This window comes from Brevibacillus sedimenti, assembly GCF_020923495.1.
In the GTDB taxonomy this organism is placed as follows: domain Bacteria; phylum Bacillota; class Bacilli; order Brevibacillales; family Brevibacillaceae; genus Brevibacillus; species Brevibacillus aydinogluensis.
The window spans coordinates 834502-849438 of sequence record NZ_CP064048.1 but is presented as its reverse complement, the minus strand read 5'-3'; the positions used below and the strand labels follow the sequence as shown (position 1 = coordinate 849438).

10 protein-coding genes are annotated in these 14937 nt (G+C 53.1%); 8 read left to right on the top strand and 2 right to left on the bottom strand.

Going from position 1 to position 14937, the window contains the following annotated elements:
- Nucleotides 1-10: 10 nt before the first annotated feature.
- From IRT44_RS04005 to IRT44_RS03980, 6 genes are all read left to right on the top strand, one after another.
- Nucleotides 11-259, top strand: a complete 249-nt coding sequence (locus IRT44_RS04005; RefSeq protein ID WP_171564135.1) for a DNA-directed RNA polymerase subunit beta — start codon at nucleotides 11-13, stop codon at nucleotides 257-259.
- A gap of 194 nt (nucleotides 260-453) precedes the next feature.
- Nucleotides 454-972: a CDP-alcohol phosphatidyltransferase family protein gene (locus IRT44_RS04000; RefSeq protein WP_171564136.1), complete on the top strand. Its 519-nt coding sequence runs from the start codon at nucleotides 454-456 to the stop codon at nucleotides 970-972.
- A 164-nt stretch (nucleotides 973-1136) separates the two neighbouring features.
- A complete protein-coding gene (gene fabZ, locus IRT44_RS03995; protein ID WP_171564137.1) occupies nucleotides 1137-1592 on the top strand; it encodes a 3-hydroxyacyl-ACP dehydratase FabZ in 456 nt (151 codons plus the stop codon).
- 90 nt (nucleotides 1593-1682) lie between these two features.
- The gene (locus IRT44_RS03990) at nucleotides 1683-2432 is read left to right on the top strand and encodes a WecB/TagA/CpsF family glycosyltransferase (protein ID WP_230077500.1); all 750 of its coding nucleotides are present in this window, start codon (nucleotides 1683-1685) and stop codon (nucleotides 2430-2432) included.
- A 16-nt stretch (nucleotides 2433-2448) separates the two neighbouring features.
- Nucleotides 2449-3549: a glycosyltransferase family 4 protein gene (locus tag IRT44_RS03985; RefSeq protein ID WP_171564139.1), complete on the top strand. Its 1101-nt coding sequence runs from the start codon at nucleotides 2449-2451 to the stop codon at nucleotides 3547-3549.
- 172 nt (nucleotides 3550-3721) lie between these two features.
- The gene (locus IRT44_RS03980; protein WP_230077499.1) at nucleotides 3722-8251 is read left to right on the top strand and encodes an S-layer homology domain-containing protein; all 4530 of its coding nucleotides are present in this window, start codon (nucleotides 3722-3724) and stop codon (nucleotides 8249-8251) included.
- A gap of 31 nt (nucleotides 8252-8282) precedes the next feature.
- Here IRT44_RS03980 and IRT44_RS03975 read toward each other — a convergent pair whose 3' ends face one another.
- Both IRT44_RS03975 and IRT44_RS03970 read right to left on the bottom strand, forming a co-directional pair.
- Nucleotides 8283-8867 carry a hypothetical protein gene (locus IRT44_RS03975; protein WP_230077498.1) on the bottom strand — a complete coding sequence of 195 codons (585 nt, stop codon included), beginning with the start codon at nucleotides 8865-8867 and terminating at the stop codon, nucleotides 8283-8285.
- A 90-nt stretch (nucleotides 8868-8957) separates the two neighbouring features.
- Nucleotides 8958-9611, bottom strand: coding sequence for a YigZ family protein (locus tag IRT44_RS03970; RefSeq protein WP_171564144.1), 654 nt, complete (start codon nucleotides 9609-9611; stop codon nucleotides 8958-8960).
- A 282-nt stretch (nucleotides 9612-9893) separates the two neighbouring features.
- Between IRT44_RS03970 and IRT44_RS03965 the strand changes: the two genes are divergently transcribed.
- Nucleotides 9894-11096: a TolC family protein gene (locus tag IRT44_RS03965; RefSeq protein ID WP_171564146.1), complete on the top strand. Its 1203-nt coding sequence runs from the start codon at nucleotides 9894-9896 to the stop codon at nucleotides 11094-11096.
- Between the two features lie 347 nt (nucleotides 11097-11443).
- Nucleotides 11444-14725 (top strand): S-layer homology domain-containing protein, encoded by a 3282-nt coding sequence (locus IRT44_RS03960; RefSeq protein ID WP_171564147.1) that lies wholly within the window; start codon nucleotides 11444-11446, stop codon nucleotides 14723-14725.
- Nucleotides 14726-14937 lie beyond the last annotated feature (212 nt).

Genomic DNA, 14937 nt, shown 5'->3' with positions numbered 1-14937 from the left:
GGAGACATCAATGGACCAAGGAAAGGGAAAACGTATCCCGCGTGACGGACAGATGGCCCGGGATAGAGAGCAGCGCCGGGGCGGCCAGGCGTGGCCGTTTCGACTGGCCCAAATCCTGTTTATCCCGTTTCTGATGTTTTTCTCGCTGGTCATCGGTCTGGTCATCGGATACAGCGTGCTGGGAGACAAACCGGCTTCCGAAGTGTTTGATCTGAACACCTACAAGCACATGTACGATCTGATTTTTCAGGGCACATGATCACACACTGACATGTGGCAGCAGAAGACGGCCCCAACCGACGCAGGGTGAGGGGCCTCTTCTTATGCTTGGAAACCGGAAAAAGATGACGCTGCTTGCTCATTCTTCCAGACCTTGTTGCGTCTGCTGTCCTAAGAGTATAATAATGGAGTGGCGAAAACAGGGAGTGACGATCTTCATACGGAGGGATATCCGTGAATCTTCCCAATGCGCTTACCGTCTTTCGCATCGTTCTCATCCCTTTGTACCTATACGTCTTTTTTCAGTCGTTTCCGTACCATGTGGAGATCGCCCTAGGCATCCTCATCCTGGCGGGAATTACCGATATATTGGACGGGTACATTGCGCGGAAGCACAAACTGGTGACCACGTTTGGCATCATGATGGACCCGCTGGCAGACAAGTTGATGATGATGGCAGTGATCGCCTCGTTGTTTCTGACAGAGCGGATCAGTATTTGGGCCGCCCTGTTTTTCTTTGCGCGGGATGCGGGCATGATCATCGCCGCCGGCTTTTTCCATTTTCGCGGGAAAAAGACAGTCCCGGCCAACGCCTTTGGCAAGCTGACAACGGTCTTGTTTTACATCGCTTTTCCGTTGGTCATGTACCGGTACCAGTACGGCGAATTGATTCTCTGGAGCGTGATCGCGTTTTCCTTTGTGACCACAGCCATTTACCTGGTGAAGTTTCGGTTGCTGAACCGCGCGATGTGATGCGAGGCGGATGGAAAAGAGCACTTCCGCCGCATGGAGGAAGTGCCCCTTTATCTTAACCCCGGTCTGACGTCGGAGACGGGGGGGTTGTCTTTATTCTCAGTTTGCGGTATGTTCTTCATACACGGATGCAACGTATAAAGTATGGAAATGGAGCGGTGTTTATGGAATTGCGGACCCCTTTGGACGCAGTTGACATTCAAGCGATCCTTCCCCATCGTTACCCGTTTTTGCTGGTGGACAAGATTGTCGAGCTGGAACCGGGCAAACGGGCCGTGGGGATCAAAAACGTTACAATCAATGAACCGTTTTTCCAAGGCCATTTTCCCGGCTACCCGGTCATGCCCGGTGTGCTGATCGTCGAGGCACTGGCCCAAGTGGGCGGAGTGGCGATGCACACGGAGGAAACCAAAGGAAAACTGGGGCTGTTTGCCGGCATTGACGGCGTCCGGTTCAAGGAGCAGGTAAAACCGGGCGACACACTCGTCCTGGAAGTGGAAATGACGCGCTTGCGCGGCTCCATCGGCAAATGTCACGCGATTGCGAGGGTGAACGACAAGGTCGCGGTCGAGGGCGATCTGATGTTTGCTCTGGTTGACGTGAAGCAGGCACATTCATGAATTTCTTGAATGTGCCTTTCTTTTCGGGTAGAATGGCTAATGTGCAACTTTTTATAGGCGCATAGCGTCTCTACAATGAAGGTGAAACTATTGACCAAACAGGTCGCAACCATATTGGGAGTGCCGTTTTCCACGCGCGGTTTTGCCGGAACGGTCGATGATCTTGTCGAACGCATCGAAAACGGACGCAAAACGCACGTCGTCACCGCCAATCCGGAGATCGTCATGCTGGCGCGGGAAAAGCGTTCGCTGCGCGCCATCCTGGAACAAGCCTACGTCGTTCCCGACGGCATCGGGATCGTGTACGCGGCCAGGTGGACGAAGCAGCCGATCAACGAGCGCGTCACGGGCATCGATTTGCTCGAAGCGTTGATGGCGGCGGCGGACAGGCACCAGTGGAAAGTATATCTGTTGGGGGCGTCCCCGGAAGTGAATCGGCTGGCGGCGGAAAAGCTGGCGGCACGATATCCGGGGGCGCGCATCGTCGGGTATCGGGACGGATATTTTCAACAAGGCGAAGAGCCGGCAATCGTGGAGGAGATTGCGGAAAAAGCGCCCCATCTGCTCTTTGTGGCGATGGGCTCTCCCAAGCAGGACGAGTGGATCGCCAAATATCGCGATCAACTGCAGGCAATCCTGATGATGGGAGTGGGCGGCAGCTTTGACGTCATTGCCGGGAAAGTAAAGCGAGCGCCAAAGCTGTGGCAGCGGCTGCATCTGGAGTGGCTGTACCGGTTGCTTGCTCAGCCGTCGCGCTGGAAGCGGCAGTTGGCCATTCCGCGCTTTGTGTGGACTGTCTTGAAGGAAAAAGGGGAAAACCGCTCCGGAAGGTGCCCGTAGAGAGGAGAAACTGCCGATGTCAACGATGATTTTCGGGTTTCTGACTTCACTGATCGTGGCTTTTGCGGCCACACCCTATGTGAAAAAACTGGCTGAATCCATCGGCGCCGTAGATAAGCCCAACCAGCGCAAGGTGCATACGCGAATCATGCCGCGCATGGGCGGGTTGGCCATCTACGCGGGCTATCTCGTTTCGTTTTTGCTGTTTGTTCCATTTTCCGGTTTCAAGGAAATGTTGGGGATTTTCATCGGCGGAACGATCGTCATGACAGTGGGGATACTGGACGACAAACTGCAGCTATCGCCCAAGTGGAAGCTGTTTGGCCAATTGTTGGCGGCAGCCGTGGTCGTCATTCCGTTTGGCCTGAAAATCGGCATTGTCAACCTGCCGTACGAAGGCAGCATTGACTTTACCAGCGGCTGGCTGCTGTGGCTGGCGGCCCCGATCACGATCATTTGGATCGTCGGTGTCACCAACGCGGTCAACCTGATCGACGGTCTGGACGGGCTGTCCGCCGGCGTATCGGCCATTGCCACTGCCACCATGGCGATCGTGGCGCTGCTCAACGGTCCCGGCTACGAACACGTGGCCATCTACTGTTTCGTGCTGCTGGGGGCCATCCTGGGTTTTCTGTACTTTAATTTCCATCCGGCCCGCATTTTTATGGGGGACACCGGTTCGCTGTTTTTGGGCTTCAACCTGGCGGCGCTGTCCATCATGGGCTTTAAGGAAGCGCTGTTCGTCTCGTTCATCATCCCGATTGTGGTGCTGGGCGTTCCGCTCTGGGATACGTTCTTTGCGATTGTTCGCCGAATCGTGAACAAAAAGCCGATTTCCAGCCCGGACAAAGGGCATCTGCACCACTGTCTGCTGAACATGGGCCTGTCGCATCGGGCCACGGTTCTGACCATCTATACGATCAGCATCTTCTTCGGCACGATGGCGATTGTGCTGACGAAAACGACCAAATGGACAACCATCATCGTGATGGCAGCGCTGCTGTTCGCGATGCATCTCGCCACCGAGGTGGTCGGTCTCGTCGGCCGCCGTCACCGCCCGCTGATCAACGCGGTCCGACGGTTAAAAATCAAGTATACGGAACGGCGAAGCCACTAGTCGGGCAAACCCCTGCTGGATGACCAGCAGGGGTTTTTTCCGCTTTTTAACATAAAGAAGTAAAGCAAAACCGATGATTTTCCGATAAAAGAAAAAGACGAGAATGGCGTCTCTTACGCTCTCGGGCAGGGGACAAAATCCGAGAACAAAAACATGTGGAGAGGTGAAGACCTTGCAAACGACGTATCAGCAATTTCGGCGTTGGCTCGCAGTATGTCTGACGATGCTGCTGCTGGTGACCGGCCTGGTTCCGGCGATGCCTGCGTCAGCCGCGGGAACCTGGACGATTACCAACCCGTCGTCCATCGTGGTGGACAGCTCCGAGACTAATGCCTTCGGTACTTTTGCCAATCCGGTTGAGGTCAAGAACAGAACGATTGACGGCATCGTCCTGACCAATACGGCCGCCTCCGGCAACACGGTCGCCGTGGCCGTAGACGGCACGCAGGTAATCTATAATCCTGCCCCTGCCTTTGTCGGACAGACGCTGACGCTCCCGCCGATCACGATTGATCGGAACGGCGCAGTGACCAAAGTGGAAGTATGGTTTGGCTCCGAAAAAGCCACCATGTACTACAAGCTGGAAAAACAGCAGACCGGGGCGACACTGCAGATCGTGCCTCCGTCTGATCTGATCCCGCCGGTCAATCCGAACCAGCCGGGCACCGGGAACAGTGCCAGTGATGCGCTTGTTACCCATTCCGGCAAACTGACCAATCTCAAGATCAAATACTCGGATCCCGGCAATCTGGACCCCAGCCCCGTACTGGAAGTGCAGGTGGACGGGAAAGCGGTTCAGACCATTACGGCTCCGACAGCGAAAAACGACGGCTCTGAGATTCCTGTCGGCACCATCGATCTGAAAAACGGGATCAACGTTATCAAGGTGGTGTCGGTCAACACCGGCTATGAAAGCCTGCAATATTACGATTACCGACCGCAGAACAGCCCGATTGTCCTGATCGATTACCCCAATCAGGGGACAAGCGTCACCAATCCGTTGCTGCATGCGGAAAACAAAATTACGCTGCGCGGGATTTACGGATCGGGTGTGACAGGCGCCAACCTGCGTCTGAAAATTACCACCAACAACGGGCAGACGATTGAGGATCTCAGTTCCACGACGCCGACCCTGAGCGGCACCAACACCTTTACGTTCTGGGACATCCCCCTGAAGCCGGGATTGAACGTCATCTCGTTCTATGAACGGGTGGGAAGCGTCACCAAGGAACACTTTCAATTCTACGTGCAGTACAACAACACGCCCTATATTGACAGCATCAGCGTAAATGACACGCCGCTCACGTCGGCTACCACGCTGATTACGGTGGCATCGACCAACCGTTTGACCCTGAATGTGGACGGTAAGGTGAAGAACGCCGAGAAAGTCATCGTGAAAAACGTGACCACCGGCGACGAAGTGGAGGCGAGGGTCACGTCCGGCGCATTCGCCGCCAACCTGCCGTCGCAGTTGGGTGAAAACCGGCTGGAGTTTACCGTTTACAACGACAACAAGAAAGTGGGCGTCATCAGCCGGACGATCCATGTGGTGTCCCGTTCCCAGGATACCGCCAACCAGTTCTATAACGTGACCATTCAAAAACAGGGAACACCGCCGACACCTGTGACCAATCTGGTGCAGGGCCAGGTGGCAACCCTGCCGGGAACCAACAGTCCCAACAGCGAAGCGTATCAAATCACTGGTACGGCTCTGCTGCAATTTGAAGAGACCGACAAACAAACGATCAAGCAGTTTAAACTGGAGTACAAAAACGAAAAAACCGGGGGAACGTTCTCGGTAGACAACATCTCGCCCTCTTCCCGGACGTACAAGGGCAACGGCTTTACCGAGTATGTCCTCACCGCGCCGATTGCAAGCGGCGGTGCTGATATCGGCATTTTGGATGACGGCGTCACCTACCGGGTAACCTTGAGCTACGAGTACACCACCACCGATCCGACCACGGGCCTGCAGACGGACTCCGGGTTCTTCCAGGTGAACGGGTACGACTACAGGTTTACCTATGTGGACGGTTCCAAACCGCGATTTGTCGAAGCGTACATCGACTCGACCTTGCTGTCCGAGTACACGGTCAACCCGGTGGGGAAATCCACCTTTACGGTAGACCTGAAGACGGTGAACATGGGCGGTACGCAGTCCAATTACACCGTAACGTACAACGGCAGCCCGATTAACTATACGCTCGACGCGCTTTCTGCAACGCAGTTCAGGTTTACCCTGTCCAACCTGCCGGCGGGTACCGGGGATCTGGAGATCAGGTATTCCGACGGCACGACGTCCCTGTCCGTCACGTACAAACTGAACATCCAGATTGCGCCGTATCTGCAGCTGACGTACATTGACGGTTCGGGGCAGGTCCGCAGCTTTGAGAGCGGGTATCAGATCAAGAGTGACGACGACTTCGTTTCGCTGAGCGGGAAGGTGTACAACTACGACCTGACGTCCAGCAACATCGAAGTCAAGCTGAACGGAACGACGCTTACTCCGACAGTGGGGTCCAACAACACCTTTACGATCAGCAAGGCATCCCTGCAGAACAACATCAAGTCCAAAGGCGAACACACGCTGGAAATCACGCTGACCACGCAGCCGTCCGTCAGCTTCACGTACAAGATCCTGTACATCACGTCCAAAGCACCGACGATTGAAGACGTCAAGCTGGAAATCAGCGAAAACGGCAAGGACAACGAACTGGTCAAACAGCCGACAGACACCGCTTACCGGACAGGCGCCAAGTTCCTGAGCCAGTTTACGTTTACGGTAAAAGACGCAGAGCACGTCTACATTGAGAAAAACGGCAGACGCATTGCCGATTTCCGCTACGAAAACGGCGACTGGGAACAAAAGGAAGACAACCAGGATTACAACGACACGCTGAGCCAGATTCCTTCCGGGCTGCGCCGGGAGTTCCAGGAGTACAACTTCGATGCTCAAACGAAGACGTCGTTTAGGGCCAGAATGCGCAGCAGCGACTACGGCGACCTGCTGGAGCAAATTCAGGATGAGATCACCAAAAGCGAGGAGCAGGAGCAAAAACTGGCGCTCTTCCCGCTTACCCTGAAGAAGAACGGCACCACCACCTACACGATCGTGGCCGAGGACGGCAACGGCGCGGTGGTTCGTTACGATGTGAAGATTGACCAGACCACCAACAGCTGGGAAGTCATCTCCCCGGTCAAAGCCAAGGAGAGCGACCCGTACATCATCGTCAATGCCAACAGCGTGCCGATCAAAATCTTTGCGGAAAATGCGACCAAGGTGATGTTCGGCAAAACGGAAGCGAAGGTAACCAACACCACGGAGCGGGATTTCGAGTACAATGAAGACCTGGGCAGACCAGTCCCGAAATCCTACTATGTGTTTACCGCTACCGTTGCGTTGAAAGCGGGCCTGAACAAGATCAAGTACACCGTTTATGTCGGCAACACGTCCTACAACGACGAGATTCAGATTTTCAATGCCAACTCGTCCGTAAACGGTGCCGAGTATCGCGAAGTATTGGGCAAGAAAACGTCGTTCAGTGTCTTTGACAAGAGCCTGGAGCTGAAGTTCCCTTCCGGAACCGTACTGGTGTCGCCGCCCAACAAACGGGAGGGCAAAGAAGTCACCAATCCGACCAAGGACATCTTTGTCGATGTGGAGCTGTACTTCGGCATTGCCGACCGGACGACCGGACAAGTGTCGATTCCGGACGATGACATGAAGTCCAAACTGGCGCTGAATGAAAACTTCAACTACGCCAGCCCGCTCTACTACATTGATGCCGGTGACAAAAACGCGCCGGGCGGACGCGATCCGTACTACACCGACGGGGACGAAATCGATACCTTCAAGGATCGCTACGAAGACAACCTGGTGCCGAGCAAACAAGGCACATTGACGATCAAGTACGATCAGTCGATTGTCAACGCGGCCAACAACATCCTGACCGTGTACTATCACAATGGGGATGAATGGCAAAACCTTGGCGGAGTCGTCAATACCAGCAAGAAAACCATAACGGTGCCGTTTGCCGGATTTGGGTACTACATGGTCATGAAGACCAGAGAGTCGTTTGACGACGTGGTCAATCACGATTTTGCGCGTGACGCGATGGAGACGCTGTACGCCAAAGGGATCATGCCCAACTACAGCGCCATCTCGTTTGGAGCCAACCGTGACATCACGCGCGGCGAGTTTGCCACCATGCTGGTGAAGGCGCTCGACCTGCCGATCAATGACGGTCCGTACGCCGACAGCCGCACGCCGTCTTCGCCGACGTTCAACGACGTGCGTCCGACACGGGACACGTGGGACTACCAGTACAAATACATTGAAACGGCAGCCCGCGCCGGCATCGTTCGCGGCAAGGAGCCGGGCTACTTCCGTCCGGACGATCCGCTGACCCGCGAAGAAGCGGCAATTATGATCGCCCGCGCGCTCAACCTGAAACTGGGCACGCCGGATGCGGCAAAAACGGCCCTGGCCAAGATGTTTACCGACGCCAAGGATGTCGGCTACTATGCGCAGCCTTCCGTACTGGCGGTGGCCAAAGCGAAGATCATGAATGGCGAACCGAACGATCCGACAGCCAAAAAGCCGACGTACCGCTTCCTGCCGAAGTCTTATCTGACCCGCGCAGAGATGGCGGTCATCACCATCCGCGTCATGGTCCAACTGAAAAAACTGCCGAAGCAGTAACAATGAAAGAAGCTGAAGAGGAATTTCCTCTTCAGCTTCTGTTTTTGTCGTCCAGATACTTGTCAAATCTCTCGCGCAGCAGGAACAGCTGCTTTTCCTGTTCCCACACCTTTTTGTCCAAAAAGGTCACGGTTTCGTTGGTTTGTTTGAACGCCGCGTGGAGATCGTGGACGTCCGCCTGCACCTCTTCCAAGCGGGCGTTGGTATGACCGACCATCTGGATGAGAGAGGCCGTCATCTCCTCCACGCTGATTAAGCGGCGCTCGTGTTTGTCCAAGCGCTCCTCGATCCGCTCAAACCGTTTGTCAATATGTTCAAAACGCTTGTCAATCTGTTCAAAACGTTTGTCAATCTGTTCAAAACGTTTGTCAATCTGTTCAAACCGATTGTCAATCTGTTCAAACCGATTGTCAATCTGTTCAAACCGATTGTCAATCTGTTCAAACCGTTTGTCGATCTGCTCAAAACGCTTGTCAATCTGTTCAAAACGTTTGTCAATTTGCTCAAACCGCCTGTCCACGTTCTGAAACCGCTTGTCGATCTCCCGAAACCCCTGCTCCATCCGCTCGGCAACAGCATCCAGCTTGTCAAACAGCTCGTCCAGCGTTTTCCCCACTGCGCTCCCCGCCTTTACGAATTGTTGGTTTCTTGCTTACCTCTCCATCCTAGACAATCTTAGTGCGGGACACAAGTTTTTCGATTCGGGTTATTCGTCTCCGCCAACGGCCTCCACCGGCACTTCCACGTACTCGCGATCCCCCAGCACAATGTCGGCCTGTCCGTTGGTCAAATTGGTCATCTGCTCCACAAAGGCATCCTGTTGGCCATCGGGAATCAGCAGGTGTACCGTCACCTTGTCCGTGTAGTCGGTGGCGGTGACCCGGTGCTGGCCGAGGCGCAGTTCGTTTTCCACCTTGCCCCACCAGTGATAGTCGACGGTAACCGATATCTGCTGGTGCAGGGTGTGGACGACGATGCCCGCAGCCTTTAGCGCCGTGACACAGCCGGCCGTGTAGGCGCGCACCAGGCCGCCCGCGCCCAGCTTGATCCCGCCGAAATAACGGGTGACTACGACCACGGTGTCCTTGAGGCCGTTCTTTTTGATGCACTCCAGGATCGGCTTGCCGGCTGTGCCGCTCGGTTCTCCGTCGTCGCTGGAGCGCTGAATCTGGTCGTTTTCGCCGATGACAAAGGCGGAACAGTTGTGCGTTGCGTCCCAGTGCTTCTTTTTAATCATGGCGATGAAGGCGGCAGCCTCTTCTTCCGTTGTGACGCGTTGGGCATATCCGATAAACCGGGAACGCTCGATGACAATTTCGTCTTCACCATACCCGGCGACTGTTTTGTACTGCTGCAGCATGTTACACATCACCTCAAGGGTTAGCATAGCACGTTCCGGTGCGCTGCGCGAATGGTGAAATTTTTTCGCCGCTCATTCGTACTAACACGGGACAGTTTTCATGTGCTAACAGGGAGAGCGGAGGTGTATACATGGTAAAGTATGAACGGTAGGAGGATAAACCTGGAAGTGCGAGATTCTTCGTGTACGAAACATTTAACTGTGATATAGTGAATCTTGGGACAAACCACCAAGTTTCCGTACTGTCGGAACCGACAAAAATGCGAAAAGGAGTGCAGAAACATGAACCTTCCATATTCGCCGAAGAAATGGCTGGCCATCTCGCTGGCTGCGCTTGTCGCCACCTCGATTGGCGCAGGGGCCATGGCCCAGTCTGCCAACGATGGGACCGCATCTCAGGCGACCAATCAGACACAAACCACTCCCTCGAACCAGAACAATCAAGCGGACACAGCCGCTAAACCTGTCGCGCAAGATGCCGCAGAGACACTGACGCTGGAAAAAGCGGTGGAACAGGCGCTGAAGACAAATCCCAAGCTGCAGCAGGCCCGCCTGGACGAAAAGAATGCAAGCGTCAACGCCGAGCTTACATACAGATCGGTAGCGGAGATCCCTTCCGAATTCGTCCGTTCGCTGGACGCCGCCAAGCAAAAATACGTGACCAGCGCGCAGGCGAAAATGACGGAAAAGCTGAACAAGCTGGCGGTACAGGCAACGGAGAACCAAATCAAGCTGGGAGCTCAACAACTGTATTACGCCCTGCTGCATGCACAAGCCGACCTGGATCTGAAGAAACAAAGCCTGGAGCGTGCCCAGACCCAGCTCAAGGTGGCCAAAGCCCATTTTGACGTTGGCACCAAGGCGAAGACGGACATCCTGCAGGCGGAAATGGGCGTAGCCGGTGCGCAGGCAGCGCTGGCGGCGGCGGAAAACAACGTGGAGATTGCCCGCATGAAGCTGAACGAATTCCTCGGGGTGGATTTGGACAAGAAATGGAAGCTGTCCAACGAAAACAAACAGGTGGCCGCCCCGTCGATGACGCTGCAACAGGCACAGGAAAAGGCGCTGCAGCAGCGTATCGAAATCACGCAAAAGCAGGAAGAGTTGAGTCTGGCCGAACTGAATGTGAAGCTGATTGAGGAGTATTCCGCCCTGTCCACGTACCCGGGCAAAATCGCCCGCTACAACGTGGAAAAGGCAAAGCTGGCGATCGAGGAACAAAAGCGCACCGTCTCCCGCGAAGTAGCAGAAGCCTACTACAGCCTGAATGCGGCGAAACTGAGCGTTGAATTCCAGAAAAAGGCCAAGGAAGCGGCGGCAGAGAGCTATCGCCTGACCAGCCTGCGCTATGAAAACGGCCTGGCGACCACGCTGGAAGTGATTCAGGCAGCAGAAGCGCTTGCTGATCAGGAGAACCAGTACGAACAGGCCGTGCAAAACTACAACCTGGCTGTCGTAAACTTCGAGACAGCTACAGGAAGGTAACGGAAGAACAGTAAATTTTCTTGGCAATTTGGAAAAAGATTCATGAGTGACAGTCCGTCCCGCCTGTCCTATAATACGAGGTGTGGCGGATGTCACTGCATACATAATACGTGAAAGAAACGGCCACAAAAAAATTAAAAAACTTTTTCGGAGGCACCGCAACTTTTTGAGGTCTGAGGCGTTTAATAGGATGTCACACGAAAAACGGGGAATTGTGTAAAAAAGATTCACGAAATCTAGCAACTGTGTTACACTAGGGATTGCCGCGTTTACACAATACTGAAAATACTAGAGATTTATGTGAGCAAGAATGTCAATGCAGTCCTGCGAAAGGAGGTGACACGCGCTTGCAGGATTCGGGCTTTAAAAAGAGAGATAGATCGAAAACAAATATTCCCCAAGAACAATTTGTTTATACCAGAGGAGGAGAACCCAAGGTTATGAAAAAGGTTGTTAACAGCGTACTGGCAAGTGCACTCGCACTTACTGTAGCACCGATGGCATTCGCTGCCGAGGAGACCACCAACACCGAAGCTCCTAAAATGGATAGCGATCTGCAGAAAGTAGTAGGACGCCTGGCAGCACTGAACCTGGTTTCCGGTTATGGCAACGGCGAATACGGTGTGGATCGTCCGATCAACCGTGCCGAGTTCGCTACCCTGATGGTTCGTCTGAAAAACATGTCGGAAGGTGCAAAACTGGCACAATACCAGTCCATCTTCACTGACGTAAAACCGAGCGACTGGTTCTCTGGCTATGTTAACCTGGCTTCCGGTCAAGAAATCGTAAAAGGTTACCCGGACAAAACCTTCCGTCCTGGCAACAACGTTACTTACGCAGAAGCTGTAACCATGATCGTTCGCGTTCTGGGTTACGAGCCGGCTGTTAAAGGCGTATGGCCGAACAACATGATCGCAGAAGCTGCGAAGCTGAACATTGCGAAAAACATCGCAGCTCCGAACAACGCGGCTACTCGCGGTGACATCTTCAAAATGATGGACAACGCGCTCCGCGTAAAACTGATGGAGCAAGTTGAGTTCGGTACTGACATTCGTTTTGAAGTGAAAGACGAAACCCTGCTGACCAAGTACCTGGACGTTGACGTATACGACATGCAATGGGCTCGCGACAGCAAAGGCGAACTGCCGCTCGTAACCAACGTACCGGTTATCGGTCTGGGTTCCCTGAAAGCCAACGAAATCATCCTGAGCGGCAAAGACGCCGGCATGGGCTCCAAAGGCACCACGTTCAAAGTGGCTGACGGCATCAACCCGAACGAGTTCGCTGGTCAACACGTACAAGTGTGGATCAAGGACGACAAGGAAAACACCGTTGTATGGATGGAAGGTTCCGAGGACGAAGACGTGGTTATGGACCGTCTGGGCACCTTCTACCTGAACGACAAGTCCAAGTTCAAAGTGGATGACATCAGCAAAACTTCCGATCTGAACGATCTGGAAATCGAACTGGACGGCAGCGGCAAAACCTATCGTTTCACCGAAGATACCAAAGTTACGTTCAACTTCCAACCGTACGACAGCAACGTAAAAGGTATCAAGGAAATCATCAAGGCAAACGATGGTTACACCTTCTCCGCCAAAGTTGTTCTGGATAAAGACAACAAAATCAGCTACATCCACGTAATCGACGACCAAACGCTGGACCAAAACAAAGAAGGTTACAAATACGGTTCCGAAGTTATCAAGAAAGTAGACGCTGACAAGAAAAAAATCGAGAACCTGGATGGCGGCAACTTCAACGCGCTGAAAGATCTGGAAGAAGGCGTAGACTTCCTGGTATTCCGCGACAACAAACCGGCGAAACTGGCCGACCTGAAAGAAATGGACGTGTACAGCGTTTACTACGCAAACGGCAACAAGAAAAAGCTGCTGGTATTCGCGAACAGCACTGTAGTTGAAGGTAAAGTGGAACGCGTAATTGTACGAAACGACGGCGACAACCGTCTGGAAATCGACGGTAAAACCTATCGTTTCCGTACGGGCTCCACTTACTCCGACAACGCCAACAAAGATGTGAAAGAGCTGGGCAAGGGCAACTGGGATCTGGTTCGCGACCTGCGTGGCGAAGAAGTTAAACTGTACCTGGATGCATCTGGCCGTATCCGCCATATCGAAACCAAGGACAGCGTAGACGATCGCCGCTTCAAAGCGATCCTGACTCGCAAAGCCGAGTACAGCAAAGGTAAATACGAATTCGGCATCATCAACGAGAAAGGCAAAGAGCTGGATATCACGATCGATCCGGAAGACGTTTACGATGCAGATGGCAAGTCGTACGAAAAAGATCCGGATAAAATCGAAAAAGACTTTATTCCGGATAAGAAAGACATCCTGCTGCTGGAAGTAACGCTGAATTCCAAAGGCGATGCAGAGAAAGTTAAAGTTCTCCCGATCAAGCTGAAACACCTGCAAGACAAAGCTTGGAATGACGCAGCTGACGAAGATGATGAAACCATCAAGGACAAAGACGGTCTCTATGTCGTTACTTCCGACACGGCCATCTTCGACATGACCGGCGAAATCACCGGTAAACGTTCCGAGCTGAAAAACCCGGGTGTAGTGAAGTTCTCCGACATCGCTGACAAGAATGACCTGGATGTATACTATGCTGTAGATGAAGAAGAAGAAGAAGTAGATGCAATCTTCGTTGTAGCTGGTAAAGGCCTGGGCAGCAAAACGATGTACGGTCTGGTTACCCAACTGGGCGGTCGCAGCGACAACGACGAGATCGAGGTTATTACCAAAGACGGCGAAACCGGCAAGGTAACGACCAAAACCTTCAAACTGGACAACGATTTCGAAGATCTGCTGGATAAAAACATCGACCGCGGCGACTTCATCGCGTTCCGCCTGAACTCCAGCGACGAAGTTATCGTGAAGGATGTTGTCGAAGTTGTTGACGGAGCCAAAGACTTTGATGTCGCAGACTTCTTTGGCGATGGCAAATACGCACCGGCAACTAAAGCTCAACTGGAAGAAGCAGATCTGGATGCTTTGACGGTTGCTCGCGTTGACAAGAAAGACGGCAGCAACAAGTTCTACTTCGAGTACAAAGAAAATGGCGAGAAGAAAAAAGCTACCTTCACGCTGAACTCCAAAACTGCCTTCATCAACGCGTATGACATGGAAGAAGGCGACGGCATCGACGAAGGCGACTACGTAATCCTCGTAGAAACCAACGACGATGGTAACATCTGGGACTACGTCATCAAAGTATCTTCCGTAGATGACGCGAAGAGAGACTACGATGACGATGAACTCGAAGAATTCACCACCAACTTCTTCAAACAGTTCGCTGGCGGCAAAGTTGGCGACGATGAAGATGATGATGATAATGAAATGCCGGCTGACCTGCTTGACGAAGAATCTGTAGAAGTGGTTGTAACAGATGTACTCCCTGGCGTCCTGTCTTCGTACAAAGTTTCCGGTACTGCTGCACCAGGCGCAACTGTGAAGGTGAAAGTTGGTACTCGTGAAGGCCAGGCAACTGCAGACGACAACGGTGACTTCGAAGTAACCGTTCTGGGCAAAGTGGGCGAGACTGAAGTAGTTATCACCTCGACCAAAGACGGTAAATCCGAAGAGTACACCCATAAAATCTCCAAGTAAGTCGGGTCTACTCATCTAGGTTTGATTGAGGGCATGGAATGAACAGGGGCAGAGGGAATCCCCTCTGCTCCCTGATTCAATGCCTCGTAATCGTAACAGATGCTCAGTTAATAAGGAGAAACACATACATCACGATTGCCAGCCTAGAAGTGTCTCTCCATCTATGATAAACAGATAAACAGATAAACAGACAGAAAAGACAAAATTCCTAT